This is a genomic window from Streptomyces angustmyceticus (assembly GCF_019933235.1).
In the GTDB taxonomy this organism is placed as follows: Bacteria; Actinomycetota; Actinomycetes; order Streptomycetales; family Streptomycetaceae; genus Streptomyces; species Streptomyces angustmyceticus.
On record NZ_CP082945.1, the window covers coordinates 2010028 to 2034019 of the forward strand.

General features: G+C 67.9%; 12 protein-coding genes and 3 rRNA genes. 5 read left to right on the forward strand and 10 right to left on the reverse strand.

Features of this window, described 5'->3' with window-relative positions:
• The first annotated feature begins 180 nt into the window (after positions 1-180).
• A complete protein-coding gene (locus K7396_RS09220) occupies positions 181-1692 on the forward strand; it encodes an ABC1 kinase family protein (RefSeq protein ID WP_086717668.1) in 1512 nt (503 codons plus the stop codon).
• Positions 1693-1743: 51 nt separating this feature from the next.
• On the opposite strand, the gene K7396_RS09225 is transcribed toward K7396_RS09220, so the two are convergent.
• From K7396_RS09225 to K7396_RS09235, 3 genes are all read right to left on the reverse strand, one after another.
• Entirely contained in the window at positions 1744-2514 is a 771-nt protein-coding gene (locus K7396_RS09225; protein WP_086717669.1) for a thioesterase II family protein, read from the reverse strand.
• A 276-nt stretch (positions 2515-2790) separates the two neighbouring features.
• Positions 2791-4095 (reverse strand): acyltransferase family protein, encoded by a 1305-nt coding sequence (locus K7396_RS09230; RefSeq protein ID WP_223659831.1) that lies wholly within the window; start codon positions 4093-4095, stop codon positions 2791-2793.
• A gap of 163 nt (positions 4096-4258) precedes the next feature.
• The gene (locus tag K7396_RS09235; protein WP_223659833.1) at positions 4259-5182 is read right to left on the reverse strand and encodes an alpha/beta hydrolase; all 924 of its coding nucleotides are present in this window, start codon (positions 5180-5182) and stop codon (positions 4259-4261) included.
• Between the two features lie 645 nt (positions 5183-5827).
• Between K7396_RS09235 and K7396_RS09240 the strand changes: the two genes are divergently transcribed.
• Together K7396_RS09240 and K7396_RS09245 are read left to right on the forward strand one after the other, a co-directional pair.
• Positions 5828-6490, forward strand: coding sequence for a response regulator (locus K7396_RS09240; RefSeq protein WP_086721009.1), 663 nt, complete (start codon positions 5828-5830; stop codon positions 6488-6490).
• A 530-nt stretch (positions 6491-7020) separates the two neighbouring features.
• A complete protein-coding gene (locus K7396_RS09245) occupies positions 7021-8889 on the forward strand; it encodes a DUF2075 domain-containing protein (protein ID WP_086721010.1) in 1869 nt (622 codons plus the stop codon).
• Between the two features lie 189 nt (positions 8890-9078).
• Here the strand turns inward: K7396_RS09245 and rrf are convergent.
• From rrf to K7396_RS09275, 6 genes are all read right to left on the reverse strand, one after another.
• Positions 9079-9195: ribosomal RNA gene (rrf, locus tag K7396_RS09250) — 5S ribosomal RNA — on the reverse strand.
• Positions 9196-9268: 73 nt separating this feature from the next.
• Positions 9269-12388 (reverse strand): 23S ribosomal RNA (locus K7396_RS09255).
• Positions 12389-12693: 305 nt separating this feature from the next.
• A 16S ribosomal RNA gene (locus K7396_RS09260) occupies positions 12694-14222 on the reverse strand.
• The 16S, 23S and 5S rRNA genes sit together here, the layout of an rRNA operon.
• Before the next feature lie 985 nt (positions 14223-15207).
• A complete protein-coding gene (locus tag K7396_RS09265) occupies positions 15208-16536 on the reverse strand; it encodes a class I SAM-dependent RNA methyltransferase (RefSeq protein ID WP_152105086.1) in 1329 nt (442 codons plus the stop codon).
• A 205-nt stretch (positions 16537-16741) separates the two neighbouring features.
• Positions 16742-18793 carry an APC family permease gene (locus tag K7396_RS09270; protein ID WP_152105085.1) on the reverse strand — a complete coding sequence of 684 codons (2052 nt, stop codon included), beginning with the start codon at positions 18791-18793 and terminating at the stop codon, positions 16742-16744.
• Positions 18794-19325: 532 nt separating this feature from the next.
• On the reverse strand, positions 19326-21335 hold the full coding sequence (locus tag K7396_RS09275; RefSeq protein WP_152105087.1) for a potassium channel protein: 2010 nt from the start codon (positions 21333-21335) through the stop codon (positions 19326-19328).
• A gap of 329 nt (positions 21336-21664) precedes the next feature.
• Here K7396_RS09275 and K7396_RS09280 point away from each other — a divergent pair, with 329 nt between their 5' ends.
• Both K7396_RS09280 and K7396_RS09285 read left to right on the forward strand, forming a co-directional pair.
• A complete protein-coding gene (locus K7396_RS09280; RefSeq protein ID WP_086721044.1) occupies positions 21665-22333 on the forward strand; it encodes a potassium channel family protein in 669 nt (222 codons plus the stop codon).
• The gene (locus K7396_RS09285) at positions 22330-23001 is read left to right on the forward strand and encodes a potassium channel family protein (protein WP_026170356.1); all 672 of its coding nucleotides are present in this window, start codon (positions 22330-22332) and stop codon (positions 22999-23001) included. The genes K7396_RS09280 and K7396_RS09285 overlap by 4 nt, the downstream gene beginning before the upstream one ends.
• A 140-nt stretch (positions 23002-23141) precedes the next feature.
• Here K7396_RS09285 and K7396_RS09290 read toward each other — a convergent pair whose 3' ends face one another.
• Positions 23142-23990, reverse strand: a complete 849-nt coding sequence (locus tag K7396_RS09290; protein ID WP_152105084.1) for a DUF3159 domain-containing protein — start codon at positions 23988-23990, stop codon at positions 23142-23144.
• Positions 23991-23992: the final 2 nt, after the last annotated feature.

Below are 23992 nucleotides of genomic sequence, written 5' to 3' on the forward strand. Positions count from 1 at the left end.
GGCAGACGGGCGGGCCAGACGGGCTGGGGCGCAGGAAACGGGGCGTACGGGCTGGCGCGTACGGACCGGCGCGTAACGCACTGACGCGTACGGACGGGCGCACACGGACCGGGCAGGGCCTACGGCCGGGACAGGACCGTAGGGACATCACGGCGAGGAAGGAAGGCAGGTACCCGGCGAGTGGCGCGGAAGGTCGGCGATCGCGTACGTGTGGTGGCCAAGGTGCTGGGGCAGTTGGTGGCCGACGAGACCCGCCGGTCCGCGCGGCACTCCGGCGGCGCGGACCCCGAACAGCGGCGGGCCCGGGCCGTCCGCGGCGCGCTGGAGAGCCTCGGCCCCTTCTACGTGAAGATCGGGCAGATCCTCTCCACCCGGCCCGACATGGTCCCGCCCTCCATGATCGCCGAACTGCAGAACCTCCACGACGAGGTGGCGGTGCAGCCCTTCTGCGTCTTCGAGCCCGTCCTGGAACGCGACCTGGGACCGGACTGGAAACTCCGCTTCGACGACATCGACACCGAACGCCCCCTGGGTGCCGCGTCCTTGGCGCAGGTCCACCGGGTGACGCTGGCCGGCGGGCGGCCGGGCGTCATCAAACTGCAGCGGCCCGGCATCCGGGACGACGTGCTGACGGACATGGCGATGCTGCGCCGCGCCGCCCGGATGGTCACCCGCGGGGCGCCGCGCTTCAGCTCCGTCGTGGACGTGGAGTCCATGCTCGGCATCGTCTTCGACGCCATGGAACCCGAGCTGGACTTCACCGGTGAGGCGGACAACATGGACCGGGCGCGCGAGTCGATCCGCTCCTACCGCTCGCTGGCCGTCCCCAAGGTGATCGTCGCCAAGCCGCGCGTCCTGGTGCAGGCCATGGCGCCGGGCACCTCGGTACGCCGTATCGACCAGGCGGACTTCTCCGACCGCGAGCGCGCGGAGATGGGCCGCGAACTGCTCGCCTTCATGTACCGCGGGTACTTCATCGACCGGTTCTTCCACGCCGACCCGCACCCGGGCAACGTCTTCGCCGTACCGGGCGGGCCCGCCACCCTCATCGACTGGGGCATGGTCGGCCGCATCGACCAGCGCACCAGCATGAGCCTCCTGCTGGTCCTGATGTGCGTCGCGCAGAACGACGGACACGGCCTGGCCACCGCGTGGACCGAGATGGGACGCGCGACCCCCTGGTCGGACATCCCCGGCTTCCGTTCCGACATGGCCGCCCTGGTCCCCAAGATCGCCTCCGCGTCCCTGGAGGACCTCGACTTCGGCGTGACACTCACCTCCGTCCTGCAGAAGGCGAGCCGGCGCGGCATCGCCTCCAGCCCGGCGGTGTCGATCCTCGGCAAGTCCTTCGCGAACCTGGAGGGTTCGGTGCGCTGCCTGGCGCCGGAACTGGCACTGGCCAAGGTCTTCCAGAAGGAGGTGCCCGGCATCATGGTCCGGCTCCTGGGCGAAGCCGCCTCCTGGCAACAGGGCGCCCGGACCACCCTGGAAACTCTCCTGGGCTCCGCCTCCGCCGGCATGCAACTGCGCGCCTTGGGCGACGATGTGTCCAACCGTCAGCTGTCCCTCCAGACGAGCCGCACCCAGCGGACCGCCGCCCAGGGAGGCGAACGGCACGGCCTGCCCCGCGGCCTGCTGGCCCTGGGGGCACTGGCCCTCTATCTGGACCACCGCCGGAGGGGGCGGCGATGAGGAGTGCCCCGGCCCCGGGCAGCCCCACCGCCGCAGACGCCGCGCGGCGCCTCACCCGAGGGCGACGAGCCGCTCCCTGATGTCACCGACCAACTCCGCCTCATGCGGGACGAGGTAGAAGTGCCCCCCGGGAAACGCACGCGCCGCACAGCGGTCCGAGGTCAGTTCCGCCCACGCCCGGACGTCGTCGGGGACCGGGTCGGGGTCGTCCGTCCCGTAGTAGGCGACGAGGGGAATGTCGACGGCAGGGGCCTTGGACTCCTCCGCATACGCTTCGACCAGCCGGTAGTCCGCGCGGATCGGCGGCAGGAACAGCTCGCGCAGCTCGGGGTCCTGCAGGAACTCCGTCCCCGGCCCGCCGAGCCCGCCGACCCTGGCGAGCAGCTCCTCATCGGTGAGGCCATCGTCCCCGCTGCCGAGGCGCCGCAGACGATGGGGAGCGGCCCGGCCCGAGACGAGCAGCACCGCCGGCCCCGCCACCCCGCGCCCGGCGAGCAGCGCCGCGACCTCATGTGCCACGGACGCCCCCATGCTGTGGCCGAAGAAGACGGTGCGGGAGGTCATGCGCGGTGCCAGCTCGTCGGCGATCCGGCCGGCGAGCTCCGCCATGCTCGTGATCGCGGGTTCGGCCATCCGCGTCTCACGGCCCGGGTAACACACCGCGCTCACCTCCCAGTCGGCCGGAAGGTGCTGGGGCCAGGACCGGAAGAAGCTCGCCGAGCCGCCGGCATGCGGAAAACAGACGATCCGCATCCGGGGCGCGGCCACCGGCCGGTAGGTACGCAGCCACTGCCCGGAGTGCGGGCCAGAAGAGAGAGCCATACCGGGAAGCTTAGGGCCCCGACCTGGGGAAGCACCGGTCACTCACGGGCTGAGGGCTCGGTGGTGGTCCGGCCTTGCCGCGGCTTCTCCGGAGCGTCCGGTGGCCGGCTCGTCGACGCCTCGTACCACCGCCACGGATCGCCGCCTCCGGTTACCGCCTCGGACCACCACCTCGGATCGCCTCCTGCGGCTACGATCTCGGATCGCCTCCTCCGACCGCCACCGCGGATCACTTCCTCCGACCACCGCCTCGAATCACCGTCTCGGATCAACACCTCACCCAGTCCGCTCCGCTCGTGAGTCTCCCTCCACATGCTGGAAGGCCCTGCACAGCGCCACCAGCACCAGCACGAACACCGGCAGCCACAGGAGCCGGGCGAAGACCCAACTCGGCCCGTCGGGCACGGTATGGAGGCCGGCGTGCGGACCGGTGAGCGCGAGAGTCACCGCGGTGACCGAGAGCATCGCGGTCTGGTGCCAGAGGAAGATCGTGATCACGGAAAGGTTCATCAGCGCCACGACCGCCCAGGCGAACTGCCCAGACGTAGCGGTGCGTTGCTCGTCGGACCCCTGCCGCTGACCGGTCGCGGCGGACCGCGGCTGTCCGACGAGGCGGCGCAGCGGCCCACACAGCAGGAGGGCGGCCCCGCACTGCGCCAGGCCGAACGTGACGGCTGCGAGCGAGACCGGGTTGAGGTTCGACATGGCCGCACCCGGCACCCCGACCATGCTGGCGGGATAGCCACCCCACACGATCAGCGCGGCGGTCACCAGGACTCCGCTGACCAGCATGCCGACCGCATACCGGCGCCGGGCGAAGCCGCCGGCCGCCCACACCGCGCCCAGGCAGTACGGCACCAGCCACCCGGCCAGGACGTTCACGTTGCGGACCGCCTCGACCCACGCGACACCGCCACCGGCGAAATGCGCCACGTCCAGCACGGCCACCACGGCACACGCCACGACGGCGATCCGCCCCGGCGCCCGCCGGACGAGGGGCGTGGCCGCCGTCAGCACGAGGAACACCAGCAGGAACCACAGGGGTGAGACCACCAGACCCAGCAGCGTGCTGATCGTCTCGTGCGCGACACCCGCGACGGCCAGACCGGACACCACCAGCAGCCACAGGAACAGCAACGTGCCCACCGGCCGCAACAGCCGGCGCATCCGCCGAACCAGCCAGGGCCTGTATGCCATAGGGGCGGGCCCCACGGAGGCGCAGCCCCGGGCCGCGACCCGCCCCCCGACGAAGAAGAACACCGCCAGCGGCTGCAGCACCCACGACACCGGCGCCAGAGCGGGCATATGGCGCAGCGGACTGTCCCCCATGAGGTGACCGCCGGCGCGAAGCGTCACGGCGGTCACCAACCAGTGGCCGAACACGACACCGAGGACGGACAGGGCCCGCAACACATCGACCGCCCGGTCCCGGTCACCCGGGGTCGCCGCATCGATCCGGAGCACCAGCGCGTGCAGCCGACCGAACCGCGGCGACGGACCGAAGGACTTGCCGCCGCCGGGCATCGACGGCCTGGGGGCCGGGGCCGCGGGGCGCAGACGTACGGCAGAACGGCGTCGCACGGCGGGACGGGCAGGTACAGCGGGACAGGGACGTACGGCAGGGTCGGTGCGCGCAACAGGGCACGGACGCACAGCGGGATCGGCGTGCGCAGCAGGATCGCTGTACACAGCGGAGTCGGTGCGCGCAGCAGGGTCCATGTGCACCGCACGACGCGGACGTACATCAGCCACGGGAGACCTCCGACGTCCGCCCCGCGGCGATCAGCGCGAGGTTGTGCAACGGGAGGCTGCCGGGCGCGAGATAGTCACTGTGCCCGCCGGTGCCGGCGTCGAAGAGCCTCGCACCGAAGGACCGGGACACCGGGTCCGCGCCGAAACCGACCATCCCGCCGAAGGCAGGCAGACTGACATGCGGAGCCCCGGCGATCCAGTCGCCCGCCCCCCGGCCCGCCCACACCCGTATGCCATGGAGCGCGGCCACGGACCCCACCCCCATACCGGGACTGCCGAAGACCGCGACTCCGTCGAGGGATGCCGGCACCACGCGGCCCGTGCCGCCGAGGGCACTGCCACAAACCACCGAGCCGTACGAATGACACAGGAGCGTGACCCGCGCCGCGGGGTTCACGGACCGCAACTCCTCCAGCAGCCGCCGCAACCGGCCACCACCCTCGGTGGCGCGCGCGGAACTCAGCACATCCCGGCTCATGGTCCGCGGCGCCCGGTAGCCGTACCAGGCCACCACGGCCACCGGTCCCCGAGCGACCCGGCGCATCTCGTCATGGAGCGCACGGGCACCACCCCCGAGCGAGGCGCGCCGCGACCCGAGGTAGTCGAAGGTGTCGACCGTGGTGTCCGACCCCGGCACCAGAACAGCGATCCGCCCCGCGGCAGCGAGGTCACCGAGCACCTCCACCGCCTGCCCGTCCCCCGCCGCCCGAAAGTCCAGGACGTGCCGCTCCTGGGCTGCCAGTTGACGCAGATGGCGTTCCCGCTCCCCATCCCCCATCCGATGCGCGGCATGCTCGGCCGCGACGATGGCCGCCCGGTTCACGGCGTACCGTGCGGCCAGCGTCCCGGCCGCGACCGCGGGAAGCCGCGGCGGCGAGGGAGTACCGGGGACCGGGGACCGCGCAGCGGCACTCACCGACACCACCATCACTGCCGCAACGGCCGCCACCAGCCCACGTCTCCCCCACCCACGCAAGCGCATCGGCAGCCCTTCCCCCAGTGATTCCATCAACTGACGAAGAGGCTAAAAATTCACACCCGAGAAATCGTCACACTCAAGCGCCAACTGCATCCGTAGCTCTGAGGTATGACCCCACCTCACCCCTCAACAAAAAGAGCTACGGGCACCCCTGATCCTTGAACCCTTAGGTCCCTGATCCCCCACAGAGCCGCGACGCCGAACAATTCCCGCAGAACCGGGCCGCCCAGCACACCACCCGGCCAACCACCACACCCCTGCCCCGGCCGACCGCAGCCGCCCCCGGTCCCCCGCGCTCCACACCACCCCACACCACAACTACCAGCCCAGGAGTTCGAGTTATCCTACGGCGGACTGGCCTCCGCAAACGCGTTTCCCACAGCCCGGCAACCGGTGCGCGACGCCAGACGGGGAGGGGCACAACGTGTTGAGCATCAAGGAACGGGCTTCCACTCGGGGCAGCACCCCGAAGGCCGGACCACGACAAGAAGACGACCACCGCGCCCGCTGGCATGCCGCCATGACGTCCCAGCCCATGCCCACACCTGAGACCGCGGCTACCGGGAAGGTCGAGGGCACCGTATGACGACCATCATCCGCGTACTGGTCGCCGACGACCAGACCCTGATCCGGGAGAGCTTCGGCATCCTGCTCAACGCACAGCCGGACATCGACGTGGTGGGCGAGGCCGTGAACGGCGAGGACGCGGTCCGCCAGGTCGGTGAACTCAGCCCGGACGTCGTCCTGATGGACATCCGGATGCCGGTCCTCGACGGCCTGGAAGCCACCCTGAGGATCACCGAGCACAACCCGGACGTCAAAATCATCATCCTCACCACCTTCGACTCGGACGAATACGTCTACGAGGCCCTGCGCGTCGGCGCGAGCGGCTTCCTCCTCAAGGACACCTCGGCCCACCAACTCGCCGACGCGGTCCGCACCATCACCCACGGCGGAGCCCTCCTCGCCCCCACCGTCACCAAGCGCCTCATCGAGGAGTTCTCCCGCCTGCACACCCCTCGCCGCCGCAACGAACGCATCGCCGACCTCAGCGAACGCGAAACCGAAGTCCTCCGCCTGATAGCCCAGGGCCTCTCCAACTCCGAACTGGCCACCCGCCTGGTAATCGCCGAACAAACCGTGAAAACCCACGTCAGCCGCATCCTGGTAAAACTCGGCCTACGAGACCGCACCCAGGCCGCCGTCTTCGCCTACGAGGCCGGATTGGTCGTGGCGGGCCAGTAACCCCGGGCCTCGCATGGCCAGTCTGAGTCGGCCCACTACAGCCTGGCCGGGATGCCCCAAGCCACAGTCGGACGCCCCAAAGCAGCAGAGGTCCATGAACAACCTCTGCCGTGAGAACACAGCCCCTGAGCGGCGACGGGAGCCCGACAGGGGACGTGGCTCAGTCCAATCCCGAAGCCCCACGGGACAGCCGCACTTTCACGTCAGCCGCGGCGCGCTCCGGTCGCCTCTTCCCTGGCCGCCGTACGCCGGGCACGTCCTCGGACGCCGCTTCCACCCGCACGTTCGGCGGCCGGCAGCACAACACCGGACTCTCCGGGCGGTACCCGCGAGGCTGTGCGAGTTCCACGGCCCGTCACACCTCTCCGGCCTCGGCCGCCTTCCGTGCACTCCGGTCCTGTGATCCGCCGCTGTTCTAGGATGGCCGGGAACATCTTTGCGGCCCGACGGGCTTCCGCTCCGCTTGCGCGCGGACCAGAGGACACGCCCCCACCCGCACGAGTCACTTCGTGCTGCCTGGGGGCATTTTCTTGCTGTTCCGTGAGTCCGCGGCATCGTTGGCCGACCGCACCCGCCTCGAAGGACGGCTGGCGGATCTCCTGTCCGAGAACTTCCTGCACAAGCACCGCCATCGCCCCCATCAGGCGGAAGTCCGCTCCTGGGAGCGCAGCATCCCCGCACTGACCAACGCGCTGGTGGAAGCCGGACTCGGCGAGGTCGAGGTGCTGCTGGAGTACGGGCTGCCGCTGACCAGCAAGCGCGCGGACGTGATACTCGCCGGCGTGCATCCCACCACCGGTGCGCCGTCGTACGTGGTCGTCGAACTCAAGCAGTGGAGCGAGGCCCACCCGGAGGACGACGACCCGCTGCGCTGCCGCATCCCCGCCTACCCGGCGCCGGTCCTGAACCCGATCGAGCAGGTACGCGGCTACTGCGACTACCTGGTGTCGTTCAACGGGGCGTTGGAGAGGATCCCGGAGTCGGTCGCGGGGGTGGCCTACCTGCACAATGCGACCGAGTTCGGGGTGGCGGGACTGCGCGCCGTCACCGAAGACCATCGGGGCCGGATGTTCACCGGCGATCAGCGCGGCGCCTTCCTCGGCTATCTGCGTTCGATGCTGGCGGCGAAGCCGGGCGCCGACGCGGCCGACGCCCTGCTCCAGGGCAAGGTCCGACCGTCCAAGCAGCTCATGACCGTTGCCGCCGAAGAGGTCCGCAATCGGGAGCAGTTCGTGCTCCTGGACGAGCAACGGCTCGCCTACGAGACGGTGATGTCCGCGGTAAGGCAGGCGCGGCGGTCCAACCACAAGCAGGTCGTCGTGGTGGCCGGCGGTCCGGGCTCCGGCAAGAGCGTGATCGCCCTGTCCCTCCTCGGCGAGCTCTACCGGCGCGGGGTTCCGGCCCTGCACGCCACCGGGTCCCAGTCGTTCACCAAGACGATGCGCAAGGTCGCGGGCGCGCGGAAACCCGAGGTCCAGAAGCTCTTCCGCTATTTCAACAGCTTCATGGAAGCCGAACCCAATGATCTCGACGTGTTGGTCTGCGACGAGGCACACCGCCTCCGCAAGACGTCAGCCAACCGCTACACCAAGGCCGCACTGCGCACCGGCCGCCCGCAGGTGGCCGAGCTGATCGACGCCGCCCGGGTTCCGGTGTTCCTGCTGGACCAGCACCAAGTGGTGCGTCCCGGCGAGATGGGGACGGTGGAACAGATCCGGCAGGCAGCGGACGAGCAAGGGCTGGGATGCACGGTCGTGGAACTGGACAGCCAGTTCCGGTGCGGTGGCAGCGACGCGTACCTGCGCTGGGTGACCGGCCTGCTGGGTTTGGAAGGCGACGGGCCCGCTGTCTGGGAGCCGGACGACAAGGTGCTCCTGCGGACCGCCGACAGCCCGAAGGAATTGGAAGACTTCCTGGAGGCCCGACGGGTCGAGGACTACGGCGCCCGTATGTCGGCGGGCTACTGCTGGAAGTGGACAACGAAGATCACTCCCGGGATGACCGCACTGCCCGCCGACGTGACCATCGGCGACTGGGAAAAGCCGTGGAACCTCTACGGCGACCGCGCCCTCCTCGGCGCACCCCCGGCGCCGCTCTGGGCCACCGACCCCGCGGGGTTCGGACAGGTCGGGTGTGTGTACACGGCGCAGGGCTTCGAGTACGACTGGTCGGGCGTGATCATGGGTCCGGACCTCGTCTGGCGGACCGACCGCTGGGTCGTCGACCGCACCGCGTCCAAGGACCCGTCCTTCACCAAGGCCACCCCGGACGAGGACGTCAACCGGCTGGTCCGCAACACCTACAAGGTCCTGCTGACCCGAGGCATGGTCGGAACCATCATCTACTCGACGGACCCGGAAACCCGCGAGAAGCTCCGCTCCCTGATCCCGCCCGTCTGAGCGGAACCCTGTGCCGCGGTCGTGCAGCGGCGATGCATATCCGGCCTGGCCCGCTGAGTGTTCCGGTTGCGGGCAATCCGCCGCGATCGGCATAAACAACGGAGAGCCGGCGCAAGCGACCGCGGGCAAATTGGGCCCGGAACGCAGAAAGGCCCCGCATCATACGGTGCGGGGCCTCCCACAATGATTGTTCGGCGGCGTCCTACTCTCCCACAGGGTCCCCCCTGCAGTACCATCGGCGCTGAAAGGCTTAGCTTCCGGGTTCGGAATGTAACCGGGCGTTTCCCTAACGCAATGACCACCGAAACACTATGAAGATATCAACCCGGACATGACACAGGTCGTTACTTCAGAACCTACACAGTGGACGCGAGCAACTGAGGACAAGCCCTCGGCCTATTAGTACCAGTCAACTCCACCCGTTACCGGGCTTCCATATCTGGCCTATCAACCCAGTCGTCTACTGGGAGCCTTAACCCCTCAAGGGGGTGGGAGCCCTCATCTCGAAGCAGGCTTCCCGCTTAGATGCTTTCAGCGGTTATCCTTTCCGAACGTAGCCAACCAGCCATGCCCTTGGCAGGACAACTGGCACACCAGAGGTTCGTCCGTCCCGGTCCTCTCGTACTAGGGACAGCCCTTCTCAAGACTCCTACGCGCACAGCGGATAGGGACCGAACTGTCTCACGACGTTCTAAACCCAGCTCGCGTACCGCTTTAATGGGCGAACAGCCCAACCCTTGGGACCGACTCCAGCCCCAGGATGCGACGAGCCGACATCGAGGTGCCAAACCATCCCGTCGATATGGACTCTTGGGGAAGATCAGCCTGTTATCCCCGGGGTACCTTTTATCCGTTGAGCGACGGCGCTTCCACAAGCCACCGCCGGATCACTAGTCCCTACTTTCGTACCTGCTCGACCCGTCAGTCTCACAGTCAAGCTCCCTTGTGCACTTACACTCAACACCTGATTGCCAACCAGGCTGAGGGAACCTTTGGGCGCCTCCGTTACCCTTTAGGAGGCAACCGCCCCAGTTAAACTACCCACCAGACACTGTCCCTGATCCGGATCACGGACCCAGGTTAGACATCCAGCACGACCAGAGTGGTATTTCAACAATGACTCCACAACCACTGGCGTGATTGCTTCAAAGTCTCCCACCTATCCTACACAAGCCGAACCGAACACCAATATCAAGCTATAGTAAAGGTCCCGGGGTCTTTCCGTCCTGCTGCGCGAAACGAGCATCTTTACTCGTAATGCAATTTCACCGGGCCTATGGTTGAGACAGTCGAGAAGTCGTTACGCCATTCGTGCAGGTCGGAACTTACCCGACAAGGAATTTCGCTACCTTAGGATGGTTATAGTTACCACCGCCGTTTACTGGCGCTTAAGTTCTCAGCTTCGCCGACCCGAAGGTCGACTAACCGGTCCCCTTAACGTTCCAGCACCGGGCAGGCGTCAGTCCGTATACATCGCCTTACGGCTTCGCACGGACCTGTGTTTTTAGTAAACAGTCGCTTCTCGCTGGTCTCTGCGGCCACCACCAGCTCAGAGTGCAAGACTCATCACCAGCAATGGCCCCCCTTCTCCCGAAGTTACGGGGGCATTTTGCCGAGTTCCTTAACCATAGTTCACCCGAACGCCTCGGTATTCTCTACCTGACCACCTGAGTCGGTTTAGGGTACGGGCCGCCATGAAACTCGCTAGAGGCTTTTCTCGACAGCATAGGATCATCCACTTCACCACAATCGGCTCGGCATCAGGTCTCAGGCTTCAAGCTGTCCGGATTTGCCTAGACAGCGCCCTACACCCTTACCCCGGGACAACCACCGCCCGGGCTGGACTACCTTCCTGCGTCACCCCATCGCTTACCTACTACCACCTTGGATCGGCGGCTCCACCACGTCCCTTCGTCCGAAGACTCCAGGCCGGCTTCACGGCCTTAGCATTAATGGATTCGATATTGGGCGTTTCAAAGCGGGTACCGGAATATCAACCGGTTGTCCATCGACTACGCCTGTCGGCCTCGCCTTAGGTCCCGACTTACCCTGGGCAGATCAGCTTGACCCAGGAACCCTTAGTCAATCGGCGCACACGTTTCCCACGTGTGTATCGCTACTCATGCCTGCATTCTCACTCGTGAACCGTCCACAACTCGTTTCCACGGCTGCTTCACCCGGCACACGACGCTCCCCTACCCAACACAGCCTCCGTTAGGAGTATTACTGCATTGACACGACTTCGGCGGTGTGCTTGAGCCCCGCTACATTGTCGGCGCGGAATCACTTGACCAGTGAGCTATTACGCACTCTTTCAAGGGTGGCTGCTTCTAAGCCAACCTCCTGGTTGTCTCTGCGACTCCACATCCTTTCCCACTTAGCACACGCTTAGGGGCCTTAGTCGATGCTCTGGGCTGTTTCCCTCTCGACCATGGAGCTTATCCCCCACAGTCTCACTGCCGCGCTCTCACTTACCGGCATTCGGAGTTTGGCTAAGGTCAGTAACCCGGTAGGGCCCATCGCCTATCCAGTGCTCTACCTCCGGCAAGAAACACACGACGCTGCACCTAAATGCATTTCGGGGAGAACCAGCTATCACGGAGTTTGATTGGCCTTTCACCCCTAACCACAGGTCATCCCCCAGGTTTTCAACCCTGGTGGGTTCGGTCCTCCACGAAGTCTTACCTCCGCTTCAACCTGCCCATGGCTAGATCACTCCGCTTCGGGTCTTGGGCACGCTACTCAACGCCCTCTTCGGACTCGCTTTCGCTACGGCTTCCCCACACGGGTTAACCTCGCAACATACCGCAAACTCGCAGGCTCATTCTTCAAAAGGCACGCAGTCACGACACAAGGACAAGTCCTTGTGCGACGCTCCCACGGCTTGTAGGCACACGGTTTCAGGTACTATTTCACTCCGCTCCCGCGGTACTTTTCACCATTCCCTCACGGTACTATCCGCTATCGGTCACCAGGGAATATTTAGGCTTAACGGGTGGTCCCGCCAGATTCACACGGGATTTCTCGGGCCCCGTGCTACTTGGGTGTCTCTTAAACGAGCCGTTGATGTTTCAGCTACGGGGGTCTTACCCTCTACGCCGGACCTTTCGCATGTCCTTCGCCTACACCAACGGTTTCTGACTCGTCCCACAGCCGGCAGACTGCAGAAAAGAGATCCCACAACCCCAGCCACGCAACCCCTGCCGGGTATCACACGTAACTGGTTTGGCCTCATCCGGTTTCGCTCGCCACTACTCCCGGAATCACGGTTGTTTTCTCTTCCTGCGGGTACTGAGATGTTTCACTTCCCCGCGTTCCCTCCACACTGCCTATGTGTTCAGCAGCGGGTGACAGCCCATGACGACTGCCGGGTTTCCCCATTCGGACACCCCCGGATCAAAGCTCGGTTGACAGCTCCCCGGGGCCTATCGCGGCCTCCCACGTCCTTCATCGGTTCCTGGTGCCAAGGCATCCACCGTGCGCCCTTAAAAACTTGGCCACAGATGCTCGCGTCCACTGTGCAGTTCTCAAGCAACGACCAGCCACCCACCACCCCAACCCGAAGGCTGAGTTCACTGGGGCCGGCATCGCGAAGGTCCAGACTCAACAGTCCGTACCCTCAGATACCCAACAACGTGCCCGGCCCACTCGACCTCCCGGATGCGTTCCACGCCGAAGCAGTACTAACTTCCAGAGAATCAAGTGTGCCGAATAGTCAACGTTCCACCCATGAGCTATCCACCGTCGGACGTTTGCCGACGTAGTGGCTCTGGACAACCTTGCGGCCGTCTAGATGCTCCTTAGAAAGGAGGTGATCCAGCCGCACCTTCCGGTACGGCTACCTTGTTACGACTTCGTCCCAATCGCCAGTCCCACCTTCGACGATTCCCTCCCACAAGGGGTTGGGCCACCGGCTTCGGGTGTTACCGACTTTCGTGACGTGACGGGCGGTGTGTACAAGGCCCGGGAACGTATTCACCGCAGCAATGCTGATCTGCGATTACTAGCAACTCCGACTTCATGGGGTCGAGTTGCAGACCCCAATCCGAACTGAGACCGGCTTTTTGAGATTCGCTCCACCTCGCGGTATCGCAGCTCATTGTACCGGCCATTGTAGCACGTGTGCAGCCCAAGACATAAGGGGCATGATGACTTGACGTCGTCCCCACCTTCCTCCGAGTTGACCCCGGCAGTCTCCTGTGAGTCCCCATCACCCCGAAGGGCATGCTGGCAACACAGAACAAGGGTTGCGCTCGTTGCGGGACTTAACCCAACATCTCACGACACGAGCTGACGACAGCCATGCACCACCTGTACACCGACCACAAGGGGGACCCTGTCTCCAGGGTTTTCCGGTGTATGTCAAGCCTTGGTAAGGTTCTTCGCGTTGCGTCGAATTAAGCCACATGCTCCGCTGCTTGTGCGGGCCCCCGTCAATTCCTTTGAGTTTTAGCCTTGCGGCCGTACTCCCCAGGCGGGGAACTTAATGCGTTAGCTGCGGCACGGACGACGTGGAATGTCGCCCACACCTAGTTCCCAACGTTTACGGCGTGGACTACCAGGGTATCTAATCCTGTTCGCTCCCCACGCTTTCGCTCCTCAGCGTCAGTATCGGCCCAGAGATCCGCCTTCGCCACCGGTGTTCCTCCTGATATCTGCGCATTTCACCGCTACACCAGGAATTCCGATCTCCCCTACCGAACTCTAGCCTGCCCGTATCGAATGCAGACCCGGGGTTAAGCCCCGGGCTTTCACATCCGACGTGACAAGCCGCCTACGAGCTCTTTACGCCCAATAATTCCGGACAACGCTTGCGCCCTACGTATTACCGCGGCTGCTGGCACGTAGTTAGCCGGCGCTTCTTCTGCAGGTACCGTCACTCTCGCTTCTTCCCTGCTGAAAGAGGTTTACAACCCGAAGGCCGTCATCCCTCACGCGGCGTCGCTGCATCAGGCTTTCGCCCATTGTGCAATATTCCCCACTGCTGCCTCCCGTAGGAGTCTGGGCCGTGTCTCAGTCCCAGTGTGGCCGGTCGCCCTCTCAGGCCGGCTACCCGTCGTCGCCTTGGTAGGCCATCACCCCACCAACAAGCTGATAGGCCGCGGGCTCATCCTTCACCGCCGGAGCTTTCCACCACCAGACCATGCGGTCGGAGGTCGTATCCGGTATTAGACCCCGTTTCCAGGGCTTGTCCCAGAGTGAAGGGCAGATTGCCCACGTGTTACTCACCCGTTCGCCACTAATCCCCTCCCGAAGGAGGTTCATCGTTCGACTTGCATGTGTTAAGCACGCCGCCAGCGTTCGTCCTGAGCCAGGATCAAACTCTCCGTGAATGTTTACCCGTAATCGGGTCAACACACACGAGAGCGGAACAACCAGACGGAATAGGTCCGGTCGTTCACAGCGTCCTCGCTGTGTGTGCCACCCCGACCCATGGGGCCGTGGTGGGCTTTTCAAAGGAACCTCATCCACCGAAGTGGACGGGGTATCAACATATCTGGCGTTGACTTTTGGCACGCTGTTGAGTTCTCAAGGAACGGACGCTTCCTTTGCGCCTGTTTCACCAGGCTCTCCGGGCGCTTCCCTTCGGTCTTGCGTTTCCGACTCTATCAGATCCTCGCGGTCCTGATTTTCGCCGGTGCGTTTCCGCCTTTCGGCTTCTTCGCGTTTCCAACCTTACCAGATCCGTTTCCGTCTCCGGCGCCCTGTTGGAGCGGGCCAGGCCGTCCGGCTTTCGCTTTCCGGCCTTTCCGACTCTATCAGATCCGTTTCGTTCCGTTGCCGGTCCGAATTCGTTTCCGAATCCCCGTCGGAGGGGGTCCGCCGTGGTGCGGCCTATTTGCTCGGCCGCGCCTTTCGGCGTGATCACTACGTTAGCGGAATTCCTCGTTGACGCATAATCACGTCACGGTCGAATTTCGGCATGCCGAAATTGGTCCCGGTGAGGGGCCGTGCAGTAGTGGTGTGCCGCGAAGCGGCGGATGGCTGCCGTGGGGCTGATGACTCCGTGGCAACTCGTAGAACTTACACGATCCTATGCCTGCGCACGACTCGGGGGGTGCCCGGTGGTTCCAGCCGTCCCGGAGCTGAGCCCGGAGGAGCAGAGGCCCCCGAGCCCGCGTACGTCACATCCGGGCTGTCCGCCTGTCGCACTGTCCGACGCGCGCGATCTGCACGGTCAGCAAGGGCAGTGGGACGCACCGTCGTCGGACCAGCGGGGCGGGCGGGAGATGAGCGTCCCGAGCGTCAGTGCAGTGTCGGGACTCGGCCCGTAACGCCCACGCCGCTCATCATGCGCACCCGTAGAGCAGCGGCAGGTCAGGCGCTCTTGGCCGACCGCTCCAGCACCACGACGCACTCCACGTGGTGCGTCATCGGAAACAGGTCGAAGGCCCGCATCCGTCGTGGCGCGTAGCCCGCCTCGGCGAAGTACTTGAGGTCGCGGGCCAGGGCTGCCGGGTCGCAGGCGACGTAGGCGATGCGGCGGGGGGTGAGGGAGGCGAGGTGGGTGACGGTCTGCTTGCCGGCGCCGGCGCGGGGCGGGTCGAGGACGACGAGGTCGACGTCGGTGATGCCGGTGCGGGGCAGGACGGCCTCGACCTTGCCGTGTTCGATGCGGACGCGGTCGAGGTCCTGGAGGTTGTGGCGGGCGTCCTCGACGGCGCGCTTGCCGGATTCGATGCCGAGGACCGCGCCCTTGTCGCCGACGCGTTCGGCGAGGGCGCCGGCGAAGAGGCCGACGCCGCAGTACAGGTCGAGGGCCATGTCGCCCTTCTTGGGCATCAGGCCCTGCATGACGGCTTCGACGAGGAGGTCGGCGGCCTTCGGGTGGACCTGCCAGAAGCCGCCGTTGCCGACCCGCCAGGTGCGGTCGGCGGCGCGTTCGCGGACGAAGGGGCGGCCGTGGACGCGGTGGATGCCGCCGTCCTTCTCGCCGACGCGCAGTACGGAGACCGGCTTGTCGAGTTCGACGATGGGGAGGCGGCCGCCGGGGCGCGGGGTGAGGATGACCTGGCGGTCGTGGGAGCCGGTGGCCGCGATCGCCTCGACGGTGGCCATCTGCGGCCACTCGCGCTTCTCGATGCCGAGTTCGGAGACTCCCGGGGCGGCGATCATGCAGTGGGTGACCGGCTCGATGTCGTGGGAGCGGTGCTTGCGGAGCCCGGCGTGGCCGTCGGCGTCGACGGCGTACTGGACGCGGGTGCGCCAGGCGGGGACCTCGCCCTTGGCGACCTTGTCGCCCGGGGCGGGCTCGACGGTGCCGTCCCAGTGGGCCTCGTCCGGCGACAGTCCGGCCAGGCGCTCCAGCTGTTCGGCGATGACCACGGCCTTCAGGCGGCGCTGGGCGCCGGGGGCGGCGTGCTGCCAGTCGCAGCCGCCGCACTTGCCGGGGCCGGAGAAGGGGCAGGGGGCCTCGACCCGGTCCTTGGAGGGGGTGAGGATCTGCACGGCGTCGGTGCGCAGGAAGCGGGCGCCCTCCTCGCCGTCGGTGACGCGGGCGATCACCCGCTCGCCGGGCAGGGCGTGCCGGACGAAGAGGACCTGGCCCTCGTCGGTGCGGGCGATGCAGTGGCCGCCGTGTGCGACCGGGCCGACCTCGACCTCGTACTCCTCGCCGACCAGCGATTTCTTCGGTTCTGCCTGCATGGCGGGAGGGCTCCTGTGGTGGGTGGTGCGGGGCGAGACGGGTGAGTCCGGGCACGCGGTGCGGCCGGGCGGGCGGCGGGACGCCGACCGTCAAGTCTACGTCCCGACGTGTCGTGCCCCGGTGCCCGTCCTGCCGTCCCCGGTCGCCCCGCCCCGTGCCCTACGGCACCCGCGCGACCACCCCCGCGCCGGGCGGGCGGCCGTTCTACTTCTTGGGAGCCGCCTTCTCCTTCTTCGGCTGGGTGACCGGGCCGCGGCGGACCGCACCCGGGGCGTTCCACTCCGCGCGCTTGCGGGCGCGCAGCTTGGCGGCCTCGGAGGAGTCCAGCTGCCAGGGCACGGAGGTGACCATGACGCCGGGGGTGAAGAGGAGGCGGCCCTTGAGGCGCAGTGCGGACTGGTTGTGGAGGAGGTGCTCGTACCAGTGGCCGACGACGTACTCCGGGATGTAGACGGAGACCGCGTCGCGCGGGCTCTCCCGGCGCAGCGACTTGACGTAGTCGATGATCGGCCGGGTGATCTCGCGGTACGGGGAGGCCAGCACCTTCAGCGGCACCTCGATGCCGCGGCGCTCCCACTCCTCCCGCAGGGCCTTGGTGTCGGCCTGGTCGACGTCCACGCTGACCGCTTCGAGGCTGTCGGAGCGCATCAGCTTGGCGTAGTTCAGGGCACGCAGGGTGGGCTTGTGCACCTTGGAGACCAAGACGAGGGAGTGCACCCGGGAGGGGCGGACCACGTCGTCGTCGGGGGTCTCCTCGGCGGCGATCTCGTCGGCGACCCGGTCGTAGTGGCGGCGGATCGCGGACATCGTCACAAAGAAGATGACCATGCCGAGGAGCGCGACCCAGGCGCCGTGGGTGAACTTCGTCAGGAGGACGACGACCAGGACCAGGCCCGTGAAGAAGGCACCGAAGGCGTTGATGGCGCGGGAGCGGTGCATCCGGCGGCGCTTGGCCGGGTCGGTCTCGCCGAGCAGGTGGCGGTTCCAGTGACGGACCATGCCGGTCTGGCTGAGCGTGAACGAGACGAAGACGCCGACGATGTAGAGCTGGATGAGGCGCGTGGAGTCCGCGCCGTAGAGGTAGACGAGGATCGCGGCGGCGCCGGCCAGCAGGACGATGCCGTTGGAGAACGCCAGGCGGTCGCCGCGGGTGTGCAGCTGGCGCGGCAGGTAGCGGTCCTGGGCGAGGATCGAGCCGAGCAGCGGGAAGCCGTTGTAGGCGGTGTTGGCGGCGAGGAACAGCACCAGTGCGGTGGCGGCGGCCAGGATGACGAACAGGAAGCTGCCCTTGCCGAAGACCGCCTCGGCCACCTGCGAGATGACCGGGTTCTGGGTGTAGCCGGAGCCGATCGGCTTGCCGTTCTGGAGCAGGTCGGTGGCCGGATTCTCGGCCATCCGCACGTGGGTGGCCATGGCCAGGCCGATGATGCCGCAGAACATGGTGACGGCCAGCCCGCCCATGAGGGCCAGGGTGGTCGCAGCGTTCTTGGACTTCGGCTTGCGGAAGGCCGGGACGCCGTTGGAGATCGCCTCGACGCCGGTGAGCGCGGCACAGCCGGAGGAGAAGGCGCGCAGCATGAGGAAGACGAGGGCGAAGCCGGCCAGGCCGCCCTGTTCCGCGTGGATGGTGAAGTCCGCGGTGGGGGCCTTCATCGTGTCGCCCAGGACGACGCCGCGGATCACTCCCCAGGCGATCATGATGAAGACGCCGGCCACGAAGACGTAGGTCGGGATCGCGAAGAGCTTGCCCGATTCCTTGACGCCGCGCAGGTTCATCAGCGTCAGCAGCACGATGATGGCGATCGCGCACAGGGTCTTGTGCTGGACGACGAACGGGATCGCGGAGCCCAGGTTCTCCACGCCGGAGGCGATGGAGACCGCGACGGTCAGCACATAGTCGACGAGCAGGGCGCTGGCGACGGTGAGACCGGCCTTGGGGCCGAGGTTGGTGTTGGCGACCTCGTAGTCACCGCCACCGCTCGGGTAGGCGTGCACGTTCTGCCGGTACGACGCGACGACGGTGAACATCAGCACCACGACCGCGACCGCGATCCAGGGGCTGAAGTTGTACGCAGACACACCCGCGACGGACAGGACGAGCAGCACCTCGCCCGGCGCATAGGCCACGGAGGAGAGCGGGTCGGAGGCGAAGACGGGTAGTGCGATGCGCTTGGGAAGCAGGGTCTCCCCGAGCTTGTCGCTGCGCAGTGCGCGCCCGATCAAGATCCGTTTGGGCACGTCGGTCAGTTTGGACACGCAGAGGATGCTAAGCCTTCGTCAAGGTCTGCGCCCACCCGCTACCGGATCGGGTGGCTTCGGCGCGGAGCGCGGCGCGCCCAGCGGGGCACGTCTGCCCTGCTGAGGGGCGCATCGCGGCCCCTCGCCTCCACAGGATTCGCACGTCACGCGCACGGTACGGCCCGGGCGGGCGGCATTCGTGGCGTTCGTCACGGATGCTGACGCGCCCCGTCACGGGGATGACACAAGCTGTCACGAGGGCAATGAGAACTGTCACGGGGCGAGGTGAACAGTCACGCGGAGGACTGTGCCCGCCACGATGTGGCGCCGGCCGTCACGGACGCAAGGTGCAAGTCACCCTCTGGTGCCGGCAGGTCACCTCCACGTGCCTGGCAGGTCACCCTCGCGTGCCGGCAGGTCACCCTCGCGTGCCGGTAGCTCACCCCCACATGCCGGCAAGTCACCCGTCAGAGGGTCAACACAGGCACCGGAAACTCACCCCCAGGGCCGCTAGGTCACCCGCCGTCGGGTCACCCCGCGTGCCCGTGATTCACCCCTGCCGGGCTCCCCCGGCCCCGGTATCGGCCCCAGTCGCGCCCCCGGAGCCGGCATCGGCCCCGGCCCCTGCTCCCCCGTGGCGCCGGCCGTGCAGATCGCCCAGTCCTTGCCGGGTGGCGACCAGCAGGACCCGGTCCTGGGGGCGGAGGACGTAGCCGTCGCCGAGCTCGTGCACCAGGTGGGCCGGCTCGCGTTCCGTGTCCGGTGGCGACGCGGCGGCCGTGCCGTCCGGGTCCGGGTCGTCCGGTGCGGAGGTGTCGACCGCCAGCACCCGCAGCCGGCCCGGCCGGAGCACCTCGGCGACCGTACGGCCCTCCAGCGCCACATGGCCGCGCGCCTCTACCCGGGCGACCAGCAGCACCCGGCGCTCGACGGGAATGGCGCCCAGGATCTGGCGGCCCATCATCGCGCCGGCGAAGGCGGGCGCCGCCAGGTAGCTGACGCTGCGGCTGCGGGTCAGCGCCCGCGGGTGCGCGGCGCGCAGGGTGCGGTAGACGGCGGTGGCGAACCGGTCGTCGAACAGCCGCAGGGTCACCCGCAGCCGCGGCTGGACCGAGCGGGCGTAGAGGGCGGCCTCCAGGTTGGTGGTGTCCTCGCTGGTCAGGGCGAGGAGGGTGGCCGCGCGCTCGATCATCGCGGCTTCCAGGACACCTTCGTGGGTGACGTCGCCCAGAACGGTCGGCACCCGCAGCCGGCGGGCCAGTGCGATGCCCCGCGCCTCCGGGTCCCCTTCGATACACACCACGGGGATGCCCATCTCGTGCAGCCGCGCCAGCACCCTGGTGCCGACCTTGCCGAGGCCGAGGAGGACCACATGTCCCGCGAGGCCGCGTGGCGGGCGGCGCAGGGCCGAGGCGCTGCGGAAGGTACCGAGCCCCTCCAGCGCCGCCGCGACGAGCACCGGCAGCAGCAACAGGCCGGTCAGTCCGGACAGCAGTTGCAGCACCTTGCGGGGCGTCGGGTCGTGGGTCGCCGGGTCGTTGATCGCGAAGAGGTCCAGCAGCGAGAGGTAGGCGGCGTGCACCGGGTCCTCGCCGGTGGACAGGGAGCCGGCGACGGCCAGCGCCAGCACCGCGCCGACGACCGCGGCCAGGGACCAGCGCAGCCGCCGGGAGAAGAGGGAGGCGAGCGGGGCGCCCCGGCCGCGGAGCCGGCGGCGGCGCACCGGCCGCCCCGTGTAGGAAACGGTCTCCAGCACGACGGTTCCGCAGCCGACGGCGTCCGCGGCCGTGGCGTCGTCCGGCAGCAGGACGGGGCCCTCGTCGCCGGCCGCCGAACTCGGTGCCTCCTCGGGGTCGTTGGCGGAGGCGGAGAGCAGCGCCAGCGTGCACAGCCCCGGACCGCCGGGCCGGCCCGGTGGCACCGGCGTACGCTCCACGGCGCGCAGCAGCAGCCCGTCCGCCTCGATGACCTTGCTGGTCCCGGCGACCGCGGCGGCCGCCAGCGCGGGGGCCACGGTGTCGGCGTCGGACAGGACGGTCGTCGAGGCGTCCACGGCCTCCGCGTCCCCGTCGTCGTCGGATTCCAGGGCGGCGACCGCGGCCGCCTGGTCGAGCAACTCCTCCAGATGCTGGCCGAGTTTGCGGTTGTAGAGCCGGATGACCAGCCGCAGCCGGGGGTTGAGCCTGCGGGCCCGCAGCGCGGCGTGGATGTTGAGCTCATCGTCGTCGTAGACCAGCGCCAGGGCGTCCGCCCCGGCGACGCCGGCCGCGGCCAGTGCGGCGTCGTCCGGCTGCGCCGCCTCCAGGACCCGTACGGTCTCCTCCCGCGCCTCCGCGCCGTCGTCGGGGTCTTCGGGCGGCAGCGGGGTCGTCCGCGTCATCGCCGCCGACATCCGGCCCAGCAGCGCGGTGGCCCGGTCGAGCGCGCGGGCCGGCGGCGGGATCCGGGGGCTGTGCGGCTCCCGGGCGGACGGGACGACGAGCGTCACCCGTTCGCCGTAGACGTCCCGGAGCTCGGCGGCGAGCCGGCGCGCCAGCGCATCGTCGCCGCAGACCACCATGTGCGGGGTGCAGTAGCCCTGTTGGGGCTGGAGAGGCAGGTTGGGCACACCTCGTAGCGTGCCTCACGGGTGCCGGGCGGCGCAGCCCGGCGCGGGACGCCGTCGCGCGGACGGCGCGGATCCGCATCCGACCACGGCCCACCGCGCCCCCTACCGGGAGCGCCATTACGGCTACGGTTGTACCGGACCACGGTGCGCCCAGCGCCCCCGCTGTCGCGCCCGGTCCTGTCGCGAGCCGTGGCTCCGTGTCGCCGGTACTGGGAGAAGAAAGTAGTGAGCAGGGTGTTTGTGCAGGTCAGCGCGCTAGTACAGGGCACGGGGTAATCAGCATGCACATCGTCATCATGGGGTGCGGGCGCGTGGGCTCCGCGCTGGCGCAGACCCTGGAGAGCCAGGGTCACACCATCGCCGTGGTGGACCAGGACCCGACGGCGTTCCGTCGCCTGGGTTCGTCCTTCGGCGGCCGCCGGGTGACCGGCGTCGGCTTCGACCAGGACACCCTGCGCGAGGCCGGCATCGAGGAGGCGGGCGCCTTCGCGGCCGTCTCCAGCGGTGACAACTCCAACATCATCGCCGCCCGGGTGGCCCGTGAGATGTTCGGTGTCGAGAATGTCGCGGCCCGTATCTACGACCCCCGCCGCGCCGAGGTCTACCAGCGCCTGGGCATCCCGACCGTCGCCACCGTCCGCTGGACCGCCGACCAGATGCTGCGCCGGCTGCTGCCCTCGGGTGCCGAACCGCTGTGGCGGGACCCGAGCGGCGGCGTCCAGCTCGCGGAGGTGCACACCTCCCCCTCCTGGGTCGGCCACAAGATCAGCACTCTCCAGGAGGAGACCGGCGTCCGCGTCGCCTTCCTCACCCGGCTGGGCGAGGCGATCCTGCCGACCTCCCAGACCGTGTTGCAGGAAGGCGATCTGGTGCACGTCATGATGCGCACCGACGAGGTCGAGAAGGTCGAAGCGGCATTCGCCACGGGTCCTGAGGGGGCGCACGCATGAGGGTCGCGATCGCAGGCGCCGGCGCGGTGGGCCGTTCCATCGCGGGCGAGCTGTTGGAGAACGGGCACGAGATCCTGCTCATCGACAAGGCGCCGACCGCCATCTCGGTCGAGCGGGTGCCGCTGGCGGAGTGGCTGCTGGCGGACGCCTGCGAGATCACCTCGCTGGACGAGGCGGCGCTGCAGCGCTGCAACGTCGTCATCGCGGCGACCGGCGACGACAAGGTCAACCTCGTCGTCTCGCTGCTCGCCAAGACCGAGTACGGCGTGCCGCGGGTGGTCGCCCGGGTCAACAACCCGAAGAACGAGTGGCTGTTCAACGAGTCGTGGGGCGTGGATGTCGCGGTCTCCACGCCGCGTCTGATGTCGGCCCTGGTCGAGGAGGCGGTGAGCGTGGGCGATCTCGTCCGGCTGCTGCGCTTCAGCCACGGCGACGCCAACCTCGTCGAGCTGACGCTGCCCCCGGAGGCCGCGCTGGCCGGTACCCGGGTCGGCGATGTGGAGTGGCCCGAGGACACCTCCCTGGTGACGATCATCCGCGGTACGCGGGTGCTCACGCCCAACAAGGAGGACGCGCTGGAGGCCGGCGACGAGCTGCTGTTCGTGGCGGCCCAGTCGCGCGAGGAGCAGCTGGAGGACCTGCTCTCGATGCGGCGCGAGGACGCGTAGCGCCGACCGGACCGGCGGTCCACCCGGGGCGCGCCATGGCTGCCGCACGCGGCCATGGCGTCCCCACCGGCCATGAGCAACGCCCGGGGCCCGGGAACCGACTGGTTCCCGGGCCCCGGGCGCAGGTGTGTGCCGTCGCGTCAGCGGCGGTGGCGGGCCCGTCGCGGCTGCTCGTCGGTGCCCTCCGCCCCGGCCTCGGACGCCAGGTCCGGGTACTCGCCCCGGCGCCGCTCCTCCGCCTCCTTCTCGGCCTGCTCCTTCGCCTCCATCTCGGCGAAGACGTCGATCGGCGCCGGAGCCTTCGCCAGGAAGACCCACGTGAGGTAGACCGCGAGCAGGAAGGGCGGGATCTTCAGCGCGATCAGCACCCAGCCGAGCTGCGTGGTGTCGGCCCACCAGTACAGCGGGAAGAGGATCGCGCACTTCGCGAAGAGGATCAGTCCCCAGGCCCAGCTGGCCTTGGCGTACGCCTTCTTCCGTCCCGGGTTGCGGGTGCGCCAGGAGAGGTTCTCCTTGAACACCGGGCCCAGGATCAGCCCGATCAGCGGGACCCCCGCGACCGTGGTGATCATGTACGCGAGGGCCAGTCCGAGGGTGTAGAGCATCCCCGGCAGATAGAAGTCCTTGGCGTTGCCGGTCATCATCGCGAAGACCACGCCGAAGGCCACCCCGAAGACGCCGCCGAAGGCGTGCTTGACGGTGTCCCTGCGGATCAGGCGGGCCGCGGCCAGCACCAGCGAGACCGCCAGCGCGGCGATCGCCGCGAGGTGCAGATCCTTGTTGATCGTGAAGATGGTGACGAACAGCAGGCCGGGGGCGACGGTCTCCACCATGCCGCGTACGCCGCCGAACGCCTCGAACAGCGCCGCCTCGGTCACCTGCCGGTCGGCGGCCCCTGGTTCGTCCGTCCCTGGCGGGGCGGTCGAAGGGCCTGCGGAGGCATCGAGGTCGGCATCCGCGTCAGTGGTCGGTCGGTCGTGAGACGTCACCG

Coding starts and splice junctions, on each gene's coding strand:
- K7396_RS09225 (WP_086717669.1), bottom strand. CDS start 2,514: ATGGCTCTCTCTTCTGGCCCGCACTCCGGGCAGTGGCTGCGTACCTAC.
- K7396_RS09240 (WP_086721009.1), top strand. CDS start 5,828: ATGACGACCATCATCCGCGTACTGGTCGCCGACGACCAGACCCTGATC.
- K7396_RS09265 (WP_152105086.1), bottom strand. CDS start 16,536: ATGCAGGCAGAACCGAAGAAATCGCTGGTCGGCGAGGAGTACGAGGTC.
- K7396_RS09275 (WP_152105087.1), bottom strand. CDS start 21,335: ATGGTGGTCTGCGGCGACGATGCGCTGGCGCGCCGGCTCGCCGCCGAG.
- K7396_RS09280 (WP_086721044.1), top strand. CDS start 21,665: ATGCACATCGTCATCATGGGGTGCGGGCGCGTGGGCTCCGCGCTGGCG.
- K7396_RS09285 (WP_026170356.1), top strand. CDS start 22,330: ATGAGGGTCGCGATCGCAGGCGCCGGCGCGGTGGGCCGTTCCATCGCG.